General features: G+C 40.9%; 16 protein-coding genes. 12 read left to right on the top strand and 4 right to left on the bottom strand.

The features are described from left to right. Window positions 1–31 precede the first annotated feature (31 nt). Window positions 32–1,186 carry a cupin domain-containing protein gene (locus BGP78_RS21930; RefSeq protein ID WP_119863401.1) on the top strand — a complete coding sequence of 385 codons (1,155 nt, stop codon included), beginning with the start codon at window positions 32–34 and terminating at the stop codon, window positions 1,184–1,186. Between the two features lie 139 nt (window positions 1,187–1,325). After that, a complete protein-coding gene (locus BGP78_RS21925; RefSeq protein WP_119863400.1) occupies window positions 1,326–1,784 on the top strand; it encodes a GNAT family N-acetyltransferase in 459 nt (152 codons plus the stop codon). Here BGP78_RS21925 and BGP78_RS21920 read toward each other — a convergent pair. After that, window positions 1,768–2,205 (bottom strand): DUF4826 family protein, encoded by a 438-nt coding sequence (locus BGP78_RS21920; protein WP_119863399.1) that lies wholly within the window; start codon window positions 2,203–2,205, stop codon window positions 1,768–1,770. The genes BGP78_RS21925 and BGP78_RS21920 overlap by 17 nt on opposite strands. 157 nt (window positions 2,206–2,362) lie before the next feature. Here BGP78_RS21920 and BGP78_RS21915 point away from each other — a divergent pair, with 157 nt between their 5' ends. The 10 genes from BGP78_RS21915 to BGP78_RS21870 are packed head-to-tail and all read left to right on the top strand — an operon-like array spanning window position 2,363 to window position 12,768. Continuing rightward, complete coding sequence (locus BGP78_RS21915; RefSeq protein WP_119863398.1) at window positions 2,363–3,364, top strand: hypothetical protein; 1,002 nt, start codon at window positions 2,363–2,365, stop codon at window positions 3,362–3,364. 9 nt (window positions 3,365–3,373) lie between these two features. Then, window positions 3,374–3,742 carry a response regulator gene (locus BGP78_RS21910; protein ID WP_119863397.1) on the top strand — a complete coding sequence of 123 codons (369 nt, stop codon included), beginning with the start codon at window positions 3,374–3,376 and terminating at the stop codon, window positions 3,740–3,742. 8 nt (window positions 3,743–3,750) lie between these two features. Further along, window positions 3,751–4,050: a lipid asymmetry maintenance protein MlaB gene (locus tag BGP78_RS21905; protein WP_119863396.1), complete on the top strand. Its 300-nt coding sequence runs from the start codon at window positions 3,751–3,753 to the stop codon at window positions 4,048–4,050. After that, window positions 4,041–6,161, top strand: coding sequence for a chemotaxis protein CheA (locus tag BGP78_RS21900; RefSeq protein WP_119863395.1), 2,121 nt, complete (start codon window positions 4,041–4,043; stop codon window positions 6,159–6,161). Before BGP78_RS21905 ends, BGP78_RS21900 begins: the two co-directional genes overlap by 10 nt. A gap of 20 nt (window positions 6,162–6,181) precedes the next feature. Next, complete coding sequence (locus BGP78_RS21895) at window positions 6,182–8,164, top strand: methyl-accepting chemotaxis protein (protein ID WP_212751259.1); 1,983 nt, start codon at window positions 6,182–6,184, stop codon at window positions 8,162–8,164. Between the two features lie 6 nt (window positions 8,165–8,170). Continuing rightward, window positions 8,171–8,743, top strand: coding sequence for a chemotaxis protein CheW (locus BGP78_RS21890; RefSeq protein WP_259386418.1), 573 nt, complete (start codon window positions 8,171–8,173; stop codon window positions 8,741–8,743). Then, window positions 8,736–9,269 (top strand): chemotaxis protein CheW, encoded by a 534-nt coding sequence (locus BGP78_RS21885; protein ID WP_259386417.1) that lies wholly within the window; start codon window positions 8,736–8,738, stop codon window positions 9,267–9,269. The genes BGP78_RS21890 and BGP78_RS21885 overlap by 8 nt, the downstream gene beginning before the upstream one ends. A gap of 2 nt (window positions 9,270–9,271) precedes the next feature. Next, a complete protein-coding gene (locus tag BGP78_RS21880) occupies window positions 9,272–10,072 on the top strand; it encodes a protein-glutamate O-methyltransferase CheR (RefSeq protein ID WP_119863393.1) in 801 nt (266 codons plus the stop codon). Next, entirely contained in the window at window positions 10,069–11,133 is a 1,065-nt protein-coding gene (locus BGP78_RS21875) for a chemotaxis response regulator protein-glutamate methylesterase (protein ID WP_119863392.1), read from the top strand. Before BGP78_RS21880 ends, BGP78_RS21875 begins: the two co-directional genes overlap by 4 nt. Before the next feature lie 3 nt (window positions 11,134–11,136). Beyond that, window positions 11,137–12,768 (top strand): bifunctional diguanylate cyclase/phosphodiesterase, encoded by a 1,632-nt coding sequence (locus tag BGP78_RS21870; protein ID WP_119863391.1) that lies wholly within the window; start codon window positions 11,137–11,139, stop codon window positions 12,766–12,768. Between the two features lie 56 nt (window positions 12,769–12,824). Here the strand turns inward: BGP78_RS21870 and BGP78_RS21865 are convergent, their stop codons facing one another. The 3 genes from BGP78_RS21865 to BGP78_RS21855 are packed head-to-tail and all read right to left on the bottom strand — an operon-like array spanning window position 12,825 to window position 15,958. After that, window positions 12,825–14,054, bottom strand: coding sequence for a lipoprotein-releasing ABC transporter permease subunit (locus BGP78_RS21865; RefSeq protein WP_119863390.1), 1,230 nt, complete (start codon window positions 14,052–14,054; stop codon window positions 12,825–12,827). After that, window positions 14,047–14,754, bottom strand: a complete 708-nt coding sequence (lolD, locus tag BGP78_RS21860; RefSeq protein ID WP_119863389.1) for a lipoprotein-releasing ABC transporter ATP-binding protein LolD — start codon at window positions 14,752–14,754, stop codon at window positions 14,047–14,049. Before lolD ends, BGP78_RS21865 begins: the two co-directional genes overlap by 8 nt. Further along, window positions 14,747–15,958 carry a lipoprotein-releasing ABC transporter permease subunit gene (locus tag BGP78_RS21855; protein WP_119863388.1) on the bottom strand — a complete coding sequence of 404 codons (1,212 nt, stop codon included), beginning with the start codon at window positions 15,956–15,958 and terminating at the stop codon, window positions 14,747–14,749. Before BGP78_RS21855 ends, lolD begins: the two co-directional genes overlap by 8 nt. Between the last annotated feature and the right edge of the window lie 23 nt (window positions 15,959–15,981).

The following is a 15,981-nucleotide window of genomic DNA, read 5'->3' as shown; positions in this document are numbered from 1 at the left end:
GTTCCTCTTTCGCTTTTTTTATGGAAAAACCATGTACGAATTGACAATTAATCAACTGAGCCACGCCGAGTTTCTCTCACAATATTGGCAAAAACGTCCTTTACTGATCAAAGGTGGCTTTACTAACTTTGAAGATCCTATTGAGCCCGAAGAGCTTGCAGGACTCGCAATGGAAGAGAGCATAGAGTCACGTTTAATCACTAATCATAAAAATGATTGGCAATCTTATCATGGGCCATTCGAAGACTTCAGTAAGTTAACAGAGCAGCATAGTACCCTGCTTGTTCAAGCTGTTGACCACTGGCACCCTATTGCTGCGCAGCTACTCGAACCATTCAGGTTTATACCTAATTGGCGCATTGATGATTTGATGGTCAGCTACTCAACACCTCATGGTGGTGTTGGACCACACCTAGATCAATATGACGTGTTTATTATTCAAGGCCAAGGTAAACGTCACTGGCGTGTCGGTTTGCCTGATGTAAACCTCAAACAATTTGCGCAAAATAAAAGCCTGCTTCAAGTAGAGCAATTTGATGCCACTATTGATGCCGTGCTAGAACCTGGCGATATTTTATATATCCCGCCAGGGTGCCCCCATGAAGGCTATGCACTAGAAAATGCGTTAAATTATTCTGTTGGCTTTAGGGCCCCAGATCAGAAAGATTTCTTGTCTGGTTTTGCTGACCACTTAATTGACTCTGAGAAAGGTCTCACGCGTTATTCTGACCCAACTTTGTCTATTCGTGACTCAAAGGGCGAACTGACGGCTCAAGAGGTTGTTCAGATTCAAACTCTTATGCAAGATGCACTAAACGACCCTGAGCAGCTAAAACACTGGCTTGGTGCCATGCTCAGTCAACCCAAACATGATATGGATCTAGCGCCACTTGACCCTCCTTTATCAACTCAAGATCTAGCGACATACGTCAGCGAGAGCGAAGTAATAGAACGTGCGGGTGGTGTTCGTGCAATTTATCAAGTTTTGCCTGCGTCGATAGTAATAAGTGTTAACGGAGAGAACTATTCTCTGGCGGCAAAACATTTAGAATCCGTTAAATTACTGACTGATTTACCTCACTTTTCAGGCTCTGAAATAGAAGATTCATTAAACTGTATTGAATTTGCACAAATGTTAACTAAACTATTTAATGAAGGAACGTATTTCTTACAAGAAGATGACTGATCTAGTAGTACGTCGTTGTATACAGATCAAAGGTTTCCCCTGCTTTTGAGTTTAGCTAATCTACCACGGTAGATTAGCGTAGCTGTTCGCACTCAGCAAGCAGGCTAAAGCCGTTGTTTTTGTACTTTGCGGAGGAATCATGAATTATCACGTCGACAGAGTCAATTGGTACCAAACCCAAAAGCAATTAAAGCAAATAAGAGAGCGCGTCTTTGTCTATGAATTTCATATGCCAATGGAAGTTGAATTTGATGGATTAGACTCACACTCAGAACACGTCATTATTAGTGATGACCAAGATGAACCGGTAGGCACAGGTCGATTATGTCCTGACGGTTTAATAAGTCGAATAGCCCTTCTACAAGCCCATCGAAATCGCTCAGCTTATAGTTCCCTGTTAAATTATCTCGTTCACCTAGCGAAAGAAAAAGGTTTACACGATATATTCGTTAATTGTGTATTACAAGAAGTCCCCAGTTTTGTTGAAAATGGTTTTTTAAAACAAGGCTGTGTGTTTATGGAGGCAGGGATCCCGAGACAAAAGCTCAAGTGCCCTATTTCCTCATTTAAAACCGATCCATTTACGATGCTTCATTAAGCCATAACTGGTCATTTTCAGCTATATCATAAAGACCATGGGCACGGCTAATTAGCAAGTTTGCAAATTGAACTTGAGATTGGTCATGCCCCGCATTGGCTAAAATAGCATCTGCTTTTAATTGCCACTGATATGAGAAATGTTTCATCACTGCACGTGCACTCGTGGCCGCAACAACGTCAACATGGTCTGTTGGTAACTGACCCGTTATAACCCAATACGTTTTACCGTTTTGTGCCTTCATTTTCCATACGGCGCACAAAGGCGCTAAAAACCGACTGTCTTTATCAATCACAGTATTTGGAATAATGCCTTTCTCGGCTAAATGCTTTTGAGCATTTTGGAAACACTCTCTTTGCCACTGAATGTCTCGTTGCTGCTTTTGTTCTTCTGTTAGTTCAGGCTGCTGTTGTTCGCTCATAGTATTACTTCTTAATGCTAATTTAATCACATTAATGTAAGGGTTTGGCTAGTTACTTGCAACCAAAACGGCACCATATATTTAACAGAATTTCATTTTGCACAATATTTATACTTTACTAGGCTTATAGGTGTTGTTAACACTCTCGGCCTAAGTTATGCCAAAACCATACTTAATGCAGTATTTAAGTCATATTGTCGTTATACCACTAATTTTTTTATTAGGTGGGATGAGTGCATTAAGTTGGATAATTGTAGGTATTATTGTGGTATCGGACATTTCTTTAAGCAAAATGCATAAGCAAACTTCTGCTAACAATAACCACAAACAAGAAATACAAAACGACCTAAGCTCTTTAGAACAACTCAGTACCGTTATTATTCCTCAGCTTATTGAACAAGTTATATGTGCACGTGAACAAACTCATCATGCTGTGATCAATATAACAGCAAAGTTCTCTCATATCGTTGCATGTTTAAATCACTTAAACGTCTCAGCAGATCCATCAAAGCAAAATCACTTCACCATCGCCCTTGCTCAGAAACAGACAAAATGGCTTGAACAACTTGAAAATATCACCCTAGTCGACCACGACAATATTACGATTGATTTACAAAACATAGCAACTATCAACAACGCATTGCAATCGCTAAAAACCAATATTGCTCACGGTCTTTCTCAAGAGCATCAGCAAAAATTTAATACTACGCTCGAAGTATTAGATAGGGAAATAGAGGATTTAGTGAGTATAGCGCAACAAAAAGCAGCCCACCGCGAGAAGGTTTTGGGTAATTATAAAACGCTAATGACGAGCATTGGCGATGAAATTCTTGCGCTCATAAAAAAAACATCCCTCCCAGAGCAGACGTTAGATAGCAACGAAAGTCCAGATGGTATCAAAAACACCCTTGACGATATCCTAATCGAATTACAATTTCAGGACCGCGTTGACCAAATTCAAAATAGTACTATCTCAGTGCTAACCATCATAAAGGACGAACTAGCGTGTTTTATTACAGATAAAAAGCGTAATGCCCATTCCAAATTTAATTACCAACGGATCCATAGCGCGTTACAAACAACAGCAGCGACGAATGAACAAAAGGCCATTTTATCTGACGACCAGGGAAAACGAGTCGACGATATAACTTTTTTGTGAGGAACTTAAATGAGTAAAACAATTTTGATCGTGGATGACTCTGACTCTCTACGCCAAGTCGTTAACATTGCACTCAGTGGCGCGGGATATACCATTATTGAAGCATGCGATGGTAAAGATGCATTATCAAAACTCACTGGCTTAAAAATACATCTGATCATTAGTGATGTGAACATGCCAAACATGAACGGTATTGAATTTGTAAAACAAGCCAAACAAATAGCGCAATATAAGTTTACGCCTGTGATTATGCTGACCACAGAAAACCAACAGCATATGATGGAAGAAGGTAAAAAAGCCGGCGCCAAAGCTTGGATGGTTAAACCGTTTAAACCAGCACAGATGCTTCAAGCTGTGGCTAAGCTTTTAAGTATGTAGGTAGCCTCATGACCGAGCCCGTAAGCTTTCAGTTTCCAAGTGAGTTGACTATTTATGAAGTCGCCGACACACACAATGAGTTAAAACAGTACTTAAGCTCACACGATGTCGTTGCATTTAATTTAAGCCAAATTACAGAAATAGATTCGGCAGGATTACAGCTTGCTTTGTGGATGCTTGATCACTGCGTGAAACATAATAAACAAGTGACCGATGTTGCCCAAAGTGAATTGGTAAAAGCCAAATTTGATATGCTTGGAGTCTGCCTGCTAGTTCTAGCTGATTCTGGAGGCTCAGAATGTCTATAGATTTGTCCGCCGCGGTCTCTACATTTGTTTCTGAATCTAAAGAACTCCTTCAAGATATGGAAGATGGGTTGTTAGAGCTAGAGACCAGTCTGATCGATGAACAAAAATCAGAAGTCATCAATAGTATCTTTCGTGCAATTCATACCATAAAAGGCAGCGCTGGCATTTTTGGTTTTACACGTATTGTGGACCTTACACATCTGGTTGAAACAACGCTTGATGAAATCAGGCTAGGCACTATTACGCTCGACAACCGACTTATATCTGCTTTGTTGAGCAGCCGCGATGTTATAGAAACATTGGTGGTTCTATCAGCACAAGAGAGTGAAGTAGACTCACACACGAAAAATAAGGCCAAAGATTTAGCTGCGATATTCAATGACTACTTGGATGACCCACATTCACACGCTATGCCTAGTGAGATACAACCGACCACACAAGCTCCACACAACAGAGCCAACAACACGTTATGGCACATATTTTTTATCCCTAATGAGAACGTATACCGCAATGGGTTAGATCCCTTTGCTTTTATAAACTTTTTGTCAAAAGAAGTTATTGACCTGCACGTTAATACCTATACCAAAACGCTCAACACAACGGACATGTTTGACCCCGAAAGTAACTACTTATCGTTCCATTTATGTTTTGCATCTAACAAGAGCGAGTCCGAAATTGCTGACATTTTTGATTTCATAAAAACCGAAGCAATCATCAAAATATTGGCACCCAAAGCCCACTTTCCAGACTTGAAAGCAGCGTGTTATGAATTTGGCGATGTGGCTGATATCTTAAATATGCTACGTAACACAAACAGTATTGACGACACTGTTCTCAAAGCCATCGCAGATAACAAAGACTATATACAAGACCCAGAGCCAACTCAATCAACAGCGGGATCTCCTTCTATAACGCACACCAAACTTCACCAAAGTAAAACATTACGTGTTGAAGCGCTTAAATTAGATCGACTCATTGATCAAGTCGGAGAAATGGTAATAACAGGTGCTAGAACCAATTTACTCGCTCATGAAACAGGCAATGAAACACTCATTGAAGCAATGGCGTTATTAGAGAGGCTGGTTGAAAACATTCGCGATAGTTCATTAAAGTTACGCATGGTACAGATTGGAGAAACATTCAATAAATTTAAGCGTGTAGTACGTGATATATCGCAAGAGTTAGGCAAAGAGGTCGAACTGACCATTGAAGGTGCTGATACCGAACTGGACAAAACATTTGTAGAAAAAGTCAGCGATCCACTCATGCATATTATACGCAATGCAATTGATCATGGTATAGAACCGCCACATGTTCGATTAGCCAACAACAAATCAGTACCCGGACATCTAAAATTAAAGGCCTATCATGACTCTGGTTCTATTGTTATAGAAATAAGCGATGATGGTTGTGGCCTCGACAAAGCCAAAATTCTAAAGCGAGCCACTGAAAAAGGCCTGATCAGTGCTGAACAATCACTGCCAGATAAAGAAATTAATTTACTGATATTTGCACCGGGTTTCACCACTGCTGAAAACATCACTAACATCTCTGGTCGTGGTGTTGGGATGGATGTCGTAAAACGAAACATTGAAAGCTTACGAGGCAGTGTCGAGGTTGAAAGTGAACCGGGTGTGGGATCAACTATTTTAATTCGCTTACCACTGACCTTATCAATTATTGATGGGTTTATGTTTTCCGTTCATAACGACAATTATGTGATCCCACTTGATACCGTCGTTGAGTGTTTAGAATTACATGAAGTCGTTGCAGAACAAGACATTCAAGATAAAAGCTATATAAACCTTCGCACTGAGGTCTTGCCCTTTATACGCTTGCGCGCCCTCTTTGGGATTGAAGAACGTATCGCGCACACCAGAGAGTCTTTAGTTATTGTTCAGTTTGGTACATTACGTGCTGGACTGGTCGTAGATTCTCTCAAAGGAGAATTTCAAACGGTAGTAAAGCCGTTAGGAAGGCTTTTTGAGGGTCTCAAATGTATTAGTGGAGCTACCATACTTGGCAGTGGTGACGTCGCCATTATTCTCGATGTATCTGCCTTAATAAAATCAGCCATTGCTGTGTATGAAACGCTGGAATTTAAGCAATAACATGTTATCGGAGATAAACCATGTTTAAGAACTTAACCATTCGCAATAAAATCATTTTTGCGATGTTTACAATGGGGTTACTGCTACTTGTCATTGCTGTATCAGTGCAAATCAAAAACGGTAGTATTGAAGAGTTTGCTGTCAAAGTTGGCGAGAACAATATTCCAGAAACGATATACGCCTTAAATATGCTCGATGAACTGGGTGATATGAACAGTAATGTACTGGAGTATATATCAGGCGAAGCCGATGAAAGTGAGGATTTTAGAGACAACCATAATGAGTTTATTAACTACTTAGAAGATTTAAAGCGCCTTAACACCATAGATCCTGGCCTTATCCGTCAACTTGAAGATTTACTCAGCCGCTATTCAAATGAAAGCCAAGACTTAATATTCTCACGTTTTGACCCGCAACTAGAGCAAAAAGCAACAGACAAATACGACTATTTGAACAAAGAGTTTGCCGAGCCCTTAGAGCAACTCCTCGATACGTTAAAAGAAGAAGAAGTCGCTGATGCTGGGAGCAGCGGTGATTTCAAAGAAGTAGTTAATGACGACTTACCCGGTGTTCGATATTACTTAGAGCTGATTGATGAACAAGGAGACATGATGAGTTCTTTAAACGCTTACATGCGAGGAGGCGTAGGCGCTGATACCGCTTTCGAAAAAGATGCCAGAACATTTTCAGGCTTTTTAGCTGATATAAAGCCTTTAGAGCGTAAACCGCAAGAAATTAAAAGTATTTCTGAAGTAGAGCGCATGTATTTAGAGCTTTATAACGGCGGTAAAGAAATCTTTGCGCTCTACGACCCTCGAATGAAAATTCAGGCAGCACACGATATTGACCGACTTGAACACGAAGTGTTTAGTAAAATTGAAGACCTACTTGAAGCAATATCAAACGAAGCTATCGATGAAGGTAATAATTCATTGGCATCGCTGATTGCAGCAGCCCAAGAAAGTATTTCTTTAGTATGGGCCTTGCTACTCGTTGCGATTATATTAGCAGCCGCAACTGCCGCATTTTTGATTAATGGTATTGTTATTCCAATTAATGCTCTTGCTGATGCCGCAGAAGATTTACGCTCTGGTGAAGGTGATCTTACCCGCCGAATTCCTGACTTTGGCAATGATGAAATAGGAAAAACAGCGCGCAGCTTCAACGGCTTTATAGAGCGACTGCAAAATATTCTCCTTGATATACAGGAATCTGTTGAGTCTATCGCGCACAGCACAAACGAAGTCAGTACAACCTCTCGTATGTTGAGCTCTACCTCGAACCAACTTGCCGCAAGTGTCGAAGAAACCTCCGCCTCGTTAGAGCAAATGAGTTCATCAATTTCTATGAATACCGAGAACTCAACCATGACCAATGACATTGCCAAGCAGTCTAGCAGTGAAGCCAACGATGGCGGGCAAGCAGTGAAAGATACCGTTATCGCTATGACACAAATTGCTGAAAAAATTGGTATTATTGAAGATATTGCCTATAAAACCAATCTACTCGCTCTCAACGCAGCAATTGAGGCTGCCAGAGCAGGTGAACATGGAAAAGGCTTTGCAGTCGTGGCAGATGAAGTGCGTAAACTTGCAGAGCGCTCTCAAGTCGCGGCGCAAGATATTAGTACCCTAGCGGATAATAGCGTAAAAATAGCCCAACACGCTGGCGGCATGTTAGACCGAATGGTGCCAAATATCGGTAAAACCGCCGATTTAGTCCAAGAGATCACCGCAGCCTCTACAGAGCAAAGTACCAGTGTGGTTGAAATAAACCGCACGGTCTCTCAACTCGACGAAATAGCTCAGCAAAATGCCTCAGCATCTGAAGAGCTAGCATCTACCGCCAAAATGGTGCAAGACCAAACTGGGGATATAAGAGCCACGGTCAGTTACTTCAAGTTGAGCAATGAAAGAGCCAATACAAAACGACGTCGAGCGGCTACAAAAAGTAACCGAACTGCCCCGTCACCAGAAGACGGCTTTATGCCTTTTGATGAGTAATCCGTTATGCCTATGCAATCGCTAAAAAGTGTTGGCCTTATTGAAAAAGATAAATATTTGGCTTTTGAGCTCAATAAAACCCCCTACGCTCTTTCTATTTCTTCAGTTAAAGAGATTATGGAATACATTCAGGTTGACCCGATCCCAATGTCGCCTGACTTTATTATTGGGGCGATTAACCTAAGAGGTGATGTCATTCCGGTGTTTGATTTGTCGGTTCGCCTTGGTAAACCAGAACAACCCTGTACCAATAGAACCTGTATCATTATTGCTGAATGCATATACAACGAAAATCCGATTGTCATCGGCCTTAAAGTCGATATGGTAACTAAAGTCATTGATATCTCTCAATCAGACATCGATGATGTGCCCAGCATTGGAGGCCAATTTCAAAGCCGCTTCGTCTACGGGCTAGCTAAGCTAGAGGATAAAATACTCACTATTTTAAATATATTGCGTATTTTAACATTAAATAACCAAGAGCTAGTTGAAGCACTAAGCCAGTCTGAAGATGAACTCCAACATATAGATGACGCTCTAACTACAACCGGCAGTGAGGTAATCGATGGACATGATTGAGAGTCACACCGCCCACGCAAATAATAACAACCGTTACTTATTTGTCTGTATTGGTCATGATAATTTTGGGATCCCTATCGGATCAGTCAAAGAGGTCATTGAATACACAGATACCACCATGATCCCTATGTGTTCAACTGTTATAAAAGGAGTAATAAATGTACGCGGGAGTGTTATTCCTGTGCTCGATATTCAAAACCGATTATCACTCAAAAAGACCCTAGACTATGACCGATATAGCTGCATTGTCCTGTATGAATTTATTGATGAGGTAATTGGGGAAACTGTCACGGTAGGTATGCTCGTCAATAGTGTTGTGTCGATTGAATATATAATTGATGACCACCTAGAATCATCTCCTTCATTTGGTTCTAATATTCCACGGCAATATGTATGGAAAATGGCGAAATTACATAACCGCTTAACGACTCTGTTAGACATGTCTAAGGTGCTGGATATCAATGAAATAAACGCTCTATTAAAAACATCTCAGGATATATTTTTTACCGACTATTGTAAGTTGTAATTATGATCTCTGAGCAAGAATTCAATCAATTGAATCGTATATTGGAACAGCAAACAGGGATCCGCTTAGCACGACATAAATGCGATATCATGGCGAGTAGACTTGCCAACAGATTGAGAGTGACCGGCAGTGAGTCGTACGCACAATATTATCGTTTAATACTCAGTGAGCAAGGCACAGCGGAATTAAGTAAATTTATTGATAAAATGACCACCCACGAGACTTACTTTTTTCGTGAAATGAGTCAATTTGAGTTTCTTTGTACGTACTTGAAAGATAAGCCCCCCACTCGTTCTCCAGTTAGGGCTTGGAGTGCGGCCGCGTCAACAGGAGAGGAGGCCTATAGTATTGCCATGATACTTGAAGACTTATTTTATAACCGCAGTTGGCATGTTTATGGCACTGATATATCTCAAACAGCTATTTCTATGGCACAAGAAGCTTGCTTTGCCATGTCTACCGTAAGCAAAGTGCCTGCCAAATTTAAAAAAGCATACTGCCTAAAAGGGTTTGGTATTCATGAAGGAAGCTTTTCTGTTGCTAAACAAATAAAAGAAGGGTGTACATTTAATGTAGATAACCTCTTAGCTTTAAAAACGGTCGACTATTCTTTTGATATTATTTTTCTGCGCAACATACTCATTTATTTCGATGAAGCAAAACAATTAGAAATACTCAATAACGTAGTTAAACGCTTGAATCATGCCGGCTTACTATTTTTAGGTCATTCGGAAGCGTTACGTTATAAACGTGATGACCTAGAAATGCTCAAACCCTGTATTTACAAAAAGATTGCGCCATGACTTCTATTTTTATTGTTGATGATTCCGCGGTCATTCGCCAAGTAATGGGTGACATCATTAAGCGCGACCCAAAATTAACTCTGCTAGGTGCTGCACCCGACCCGATTATTGCCGAACGAAAGATGCGCACAAACTGGCCTGATGTTATTTTGCTCGACATCGAAATGCCAAAAATGGATGGGCTCACCTTCTTAAAGAAAATTATGGAAGAACGCCCAACCCCTATCGTCATTTTTTCCATATTGACTCAAAAGCACTCTACCACTGCGATTGAAGCCTTGGCTTGTGGCGCAATCGATGTTATTGCAAAGCCCACCTCTCAATTAACAGATTACTTGGAGAGTGATCATGTAAACATGCTTTTAAAAACCCTAAAAGCAGCCAGTAAAGCAAAAGTGAGAGCGGTGAGCTATTTAAATCGAGACAGTACCATACGGGAACGGCATTCCACTGATGTGATCCTAGAAAAAACAGACCAAAACCACGTTGTGAAAACCACCAAAATCATTGCTATTGGCGCTTCTACGGGTGGCACAGAAGCCATTAGTCAGCTCATCACCATGATGCCTGTAAACGGTCCGCCCATTGTCATTGTTCAACACATGCCAGCTAAATTTACCTTTGCCTTCGCACAACGTTTAAATGCGTTAAGCGACCATCATGTTCAAGAAGCTAAAGACGGTGACGTACTGCAGAAAAATGGCATTTATATCGCGCCAGGTGGACGCCATTTATTGGTAAACCGCCAAAGTAAAGACTATTATTTGGAAATAAAAGACGGCCCTTTGGTAAGTCGGCATAAACCTTCTGTTGATGTACTGTTTCGTTCAGTCGCACAATCAGCGGGTAACAATGCCATAGGTGTCATCCTGACGGGCATGGGTGACGACGGTGCTACTGGTATGTTAGAAATGAAAAAGCAAGGCGCGATTACGTTCGCGCAAAGTGAAGGCAGTTGTGTCATTTTTGGTATGCCAAAAGAAGCAATAGACCGTGGTGGTGTAGATAAAGTTTACGCTTTAGAGAACATACCTTATCAAATTCAAAAGCTACTAGGTTAAAATATGTCGAGCCAGCAGATCACTGAATTATTCTCACTCACCTACATTGCATACGATACGTCGGGTATGATCACCGATATCTCGAAATGTGCCAGTAGCCTGTTTAACTTGTCAGAAAACGATAATTTAAATGACGCTCCCCACTTAAAGTTACTGAATGAAAATTACGAGACACAAAGCACGCGTAAAGTCTTTGTCTGTGCAAGTGAGCCATTTAGTTCAGAAGTCGGGGTCAGTGTTGATAACAGCACAGTGACTTGGATGAAACTTGATTTTGTCCCGAAAGAGGCCATGACCTATGTACGTTTTAGTCCAATTGAAGAATTAATCGCAATCCGTCGTTTAAATAAACAATTAGCCATTCAAGATCCTCATACCGGCTTACTATATAGAGATGCCTTCGTTAACAGAATTAAAGATGTCGGTGGGTATGGCACCATGTGCTGTGTGCGAATTTGCAACTACCAACGCATCTCAGAGGTCTGGAATATTGGCGTTGCCAACTTAGTCTTTATGGAAGTGCTCTCTCGCTTTCAAATCGAATTTGAAGACGCCACATTTTCTAAGTATTCAACCGACTGCTTTAGTGCCTTTGTGCCTATTGAGCATGCATTTAATATTGAGCATTTATACAATGAACTAAATGCACCTTTTAACTTTAATGGCAATAGCTTTTACAGCAACGTTGCCCTTGGTTATTACCGAGAAAAAGAACACGACGACCATGAGATTAGCTTAAACAAAGCTGAAATGGCCACCTTTGATGTCCTGTCTGAGAAATTGCGTTTAGTCGAATTCCAAGACGCCCTGGCTAAACAAATTGAATGGCAAAATAAAATAGAAACAGAACTGCGGGCATCTATGCAAATAGAGGCATTAAAAAACGACTTTCATATCGCGTTTCAGCCAATACACGATACCAGTACAGAGTGTTTGATTGGTGCTGAGTGCCTGATGCGCTGGAGTATGGGAGGAAAACCGGTATCACCTGCTACATTTATCCCGATTATTGAAAGCTCTGGGGAAATCAATAAATTAACCCTTTTTACCCTTTCACAAATAAGGCGCCTGCTCAGTGAACTTGATACTGAGGCAATTGATTCTGGGTTTTATCTCTTCTCAATCAATATTAGCGTCATTGAAATATTAGATATTAACTTTGAGAAAAAGCTACTTTCTACTTTGGCCGAGTATCATCTTTCACCTAATAAAATTAAGTTAGAGCTGACCGAATCAGCACTAATAGATAATTTTAACTATGTAAACGAAGTACTTATGTCACTCCAGCGCCATGGGTTTATCATTTCTCTCGATGACTTTGGTACCGGTTTTTCAAGTTTAAGTTACTTGTGTAAGCTAAACTTTGATGAGATAAAAATTGACCGCTCATTTGTAACTAACGTGGTTAAAGATGACCGTCTGCAATCCGTGTTTAATTCTATTGTGTCGTTAGCTAAAAACCTAGATAAGCCAATTGTGGCAGAAGGCGTTGAGGACATGGAGCAGATGATTTATGCCAAAGCCAAGGGCGTCGAGTATATTCAAGGTTACCATTACAGTAAGCCACTCCCCTTAGAGGAATTCATCAGTTATGTGGTTGCGGATAAATCTAGCTATTTACACTTTGATTCATAAATAAAGCAGCAGCCTATCAAATAATAAACTGCTGAAAAGTTATCCAAAAACTGGGGTTAACTGTTGCCTAATACAGATGCAGGCTCCGTCTTGGTCGCTTGCCAAGCGGGGTAAACACTCGCTAGCACAGCTAAAATAAACGTCACACTGAGCGTGATAAGAATATCAGACCAAACCAACTTCGAGGGTAAAAACTCAACAAAATATACACCTGCCAATGGGTTACTACCCGACTGACTAAATATAGCATTAAATAAATCTGGTAGATTGATCGCAAGTAGCACCCCAATGACTGTACCAAATAGAGCGCCAATGAGTGCGTAACCAACACCTTGCATCGCAAAAGTTGCAAATATTGTGCGATCTTTAGCTCCCATGGTTTTAAGTATCGCTATATTGGCTTGTTTTTCTTTTACTTCCATTACCATCGAGGAAACAATATTAAAACTGGCAACCGCAATTATCAAAAACACCACTAAAAACACAATGGTACGTACCATCTGGATATCCTGATATAAACTTCCTTGGGTCCTGAACCAACTATTTACATAGACCAAATCAGGCAAACGGCTCCCCGCTGTCATTGCTATTTGATGGGCGTCGAACACGTCTTGCACTTTAGCTCTGAGCCCCGTCGTTTGACTTGGCTTCAACCCCAGCGCACTTTGTAAATCAGCCAAATTAACCAATGCGATAGACTCATCAATGGGGCCCCCCATTTTAACCACACCAATTAAGGTGGTACTCATACGCTTTGGTGCAGCCAGAGGCTGTTCAGCATGTTTATTTGCTACAAGAAGGGTTACTTTATCACCAACATTCACATTTAAACGCTCAGCGATACGATTACCTAAAATCAAACTGCCAGGCACTAATTCGTCTAAGTTACCACCTTGAATATAACGTGATACTGAAGAAACCTCAGTGTGGATACTTGGCTGTACACCTTTGAGTTGTGCAGCTTTGAGTTGCCCTTTGAACTGCACCATTGCTGTTAAATTAATTTCTGGGGCAGCTGCAACAATCCGAGGATGTTGATTAAGCAGTGCCACTTTAGCTTGCCAATCATCAATAGGATCATACGGCGCTTGATAACTCACTTGTGGCACAACCGACAGCAATCGCTCTTCCAACTGCTGTTCAAAGCCATTAATCACCGATAATGCAATGATAAGTACTGCAACGCCTAACATCACACCTAAGGTTGATGCTTTACTTAATAAACTCACAAAGCCAGTTTTTTGCTTAGATTGACGAAACCGTTTACTTAAATAAAGACTAAGCATGTTCAGCTCCGGGTTTAACCGTAGCCTCTGACAATACCCCATCATCGAGTTGCACACTGCGACCTAACTTGGCTGCGAGGTCCAAATCATGTGTCACCACCACGAAGCTGGTTTGTAATTCTTTGTTTAATTGCGATAAAAGCTCATATATCTTCATGGCATTATGTTTATCTAAATTACCTGTAGGCTCATCAGCTAAAACTAAAGCGGGTTTAGTTACCAATGCCCGTGCAATCGCAACGCGCTGGCGCTCCCCACCAGATAATTCTGAAGGTTTATGGTCAGCCCTGTGTGCAAGCCCTACTTTATCGAGCATATCGGTTGCGGTAACCTTTGCTTTCTGCTTGTTAACTCCCTTGATAAGAAGCGGCATCGCAACATTTTCTAATGCGGTAAACTCCATCAATAAATGATGAAACTGATAAATAAACCCTAAATATTGATTTCTAAACTCGGCTTGGTTGTTACGAGACAAGGCAGCTACTTCTTCGCCTTTGATTTTCACGCTACCACTCGATGCTTTATCGAGAGTGCCTAAAATATGTAACAGGGTACTTTTACCAGATCCAGAGCTGCCTACAATGGCCAGCATTTCACCTTGGGTAACGGATAAATTAACGCCTTTTAAAACCTCAACTTGGTTTTTCCCATCTTGGTACGATTTGCCCAACTGTTTGCATTCAATTACTAAATTACTCATATCTTAAAACCTCAGCGGGTAAAACGTTAGCTGCTTTTTTTGCAGGGTATAATGTCGCAACAAAACTCATCGCAATACTCGCGATGGCCATTGAGACTAAACCAATTGGTGAAAATAATACGGGAAGTTTTGCCCCGCCCAATAAGGATAAGCCTAACGAGTCAAGTATGATGTTAATGTTACTCGCTACGACTAAACCTAAGGCCGTGCCAATAATAGTTCCAACCAACCCATTGTATAAACCTTGCACCATAAATACCCGCGCAATCATAGTTGGTGTAAACCCTAAGGTTTGTAAAATGGCGACTTCTCCTTGTTTTTCTCTAACCATCATTGATAAAGCCGACAAAATATTAAACACAGCGACAATGACGATTAATCCTAATAGCATCGACATAACACGCTTTTCCATAGCAACAGCGGCAAACAACGCGCCTTGTTGCGTTTGCCAGTCATCTTTTTCATATTCTGCGTAACTGCTGGCGGTTGCTGTATAAAAGGGTTGTAACGCAAAAGCATCTTTTAGCGTGATACTAATATCGAATGAATGTGTATCATTGCGTCTCATTAAGCGCATCAAGCTCTTACCGTCAGCAAAAGCTAAGTGCATATCTGCTTCACTTTTTGAATTATATAACGCTGCAACCGTAAAAAGGCGCTGCATTGGCACCCGCCCTAATGGAGTATAACTGGTTACTTCTGGTAACATAACACGGAGCTTATCACCGACCCCAACGCCGAGTTTATTGGCTAGGTAACGGCTGATCACCAATTGGTATTTTTGCTTATCAATCGTTTTAAGATTACCTAATTCTACGTGTTTGCTGACCGCATTATCGTATCCAGAAAAGAGCCCTTGTAAACGCACTCCCATTAATTCTTGATTGGTCTGTAATATCACATCAGAAGTGATGTAGGGTTGTACGCGTTCAACTAATGGGTGACTGTTTAACTGCTCGAGTAATTTTTCTGTATCGGCTTTAGCGGCATTGTGTGTTTTTAATTGCACATGGGGAATTAAGTCAAGCATCGCACTTTTTAAAGACTGCTCAAACCCATTCATCACAGAGCTCACCGTGATCAACGACATTAAGCCTAGCGCAATACCTGCGATAGAAAAAAATGAGATAAAAGAAATAAAAGCATTTCCCTTTGCTGCTTTGGCATATCGTAACCCGACAAAGAGGCTAACTGGTTGAAACATGGCTAATTATAACTACTTCCAAG

It is taken from the genome of Pseudoalteromonas sp. MSK9-3, assembly GCF_003590335.1.
Classification (GTDB): Bacteria; Pseudomonadota; Gammaproteobacteria; order Enterobacterales; family Alteromonadaceae; genus Pseudoalteromonas.
Note: the sequence above shows the minus strand (reverse complement) of the source record. Positions and strands in the feature narration are given on the sequence as shown.

Excerpts from the sequence above, each read along its gene's own strand:
- BGP78_RS21930 (WP_119863401.1), top strand. The coding sequence starts at position 32 with ATGTACGAATTGACAATTAATCAACTGAGCCACGCCGAGTTTCTCTCA.
- BGP78_RS21925 (WP_119863400.1), top strand. The coding sequence starts at position 1,326 with ATGAATTATCACGTCGACAGAGTCAATTGGTACCAAACCCAAAAGCAA.
- BGP78_RS21920 (WP_119863399.1), bottom strand. The coding sequence starts at position 2,205 with ATGAGCGAACAACAGCAGCCTGAACTAACAGAAGAACAAAAGCAGCAA.
- BGP78_RS21915 (WP_119863398.1), top strand. The coding sequence starts at position 2,363 with ATGCCAAAACCATACTTAATGCAGTATTTAAGTCATATTGTCGTTATA.
- BGP78_RS21910 (WP_119863397.1), top strand. The coding sequence starts at position 3,374 with ATGAGTAAAACAATTTTGATCGTGGATGACTCTGACTCTCTACGCCAA.
- BGP78_RS21905 (WP_119863396.1), top strand. The coding sequence starts at position 3,751 with ATGACCGAGCCCGTAAGCTTTCAGTTTCCAAGTGAGTTGACTATTTAT.
- BGP78_RS21900 (WP_119863395.1), top strand. The coding sequence starts at position 4,041 with ATGTCTATAGATTTGTCCGCCGCGGTCTCTACATTTGTTTCTGAATCT.
- BGP78_RS21895 (WP_212751259.1), top strand. The coding sequence starts at position 6,182 with ATGTTTAAGAACTTAACCATTCGCAATAAAATCATTTTTGCGATGTTT.
- BGP78_RS21890 (WP_259386418.1), top strand. The coding sequence starts at position 8,171 with ATGCCTATGCAATCGCTAAAAAGTGTTGGCCTTATTGAAAAAGATAAA.
- BGP78_RS21885 (WP_259386417.1), top strand. The coding sequence starts at position 8,736 with ATGATTGAGAGTCACACCGCCCACGCAAATAATAACAACCGTTACTTA.
- BGP78_RS21880 (WP_119863393.1), top strand. The coding sequence starts at position 9,272 with ATGATCTCTGAGCAAGAATTCAATCAATTGAATCGTATATTGGAACAG.
- BGP78_RS21875 (WP_119863392.1), top strand. The coding sequence starts at position 10,069 with ATGACTTCTATTTTTATTGTTGATGATTCCGCGGTCATTCGCCAAGTA.
- BGP78_RS21870 (WP_119863391.1), top strand. The coding sequence starts at position 11,137 with ATGTCGAGCCAGCAGATCACTGAATTATTCTCACTCACCTACATTGCA.
- BGP78_RS21865 (WP_119863390.1), bottom strand. The coding sequence starts at position 14,054 with ATGCTTAGTCTTTATTTAAGTAAACGGTTTCGTCAATCTAAGCAAAAA.
- lolD (WP_119863389.1), bottom strand. The coding sequence starts at position 14,754 with ATGAGTAATTTAGTAATTGAATGCAAACAGTTGGGCAAATCGTACCAA.
- BGP78_RS21855 (WP_119863388.1), bottom strand. The coding sequence starts at position 15,958 with ATGTTTCAACCAGTTAGCCTCTTTGTCGGGTTACGATATGCCAAAGCA.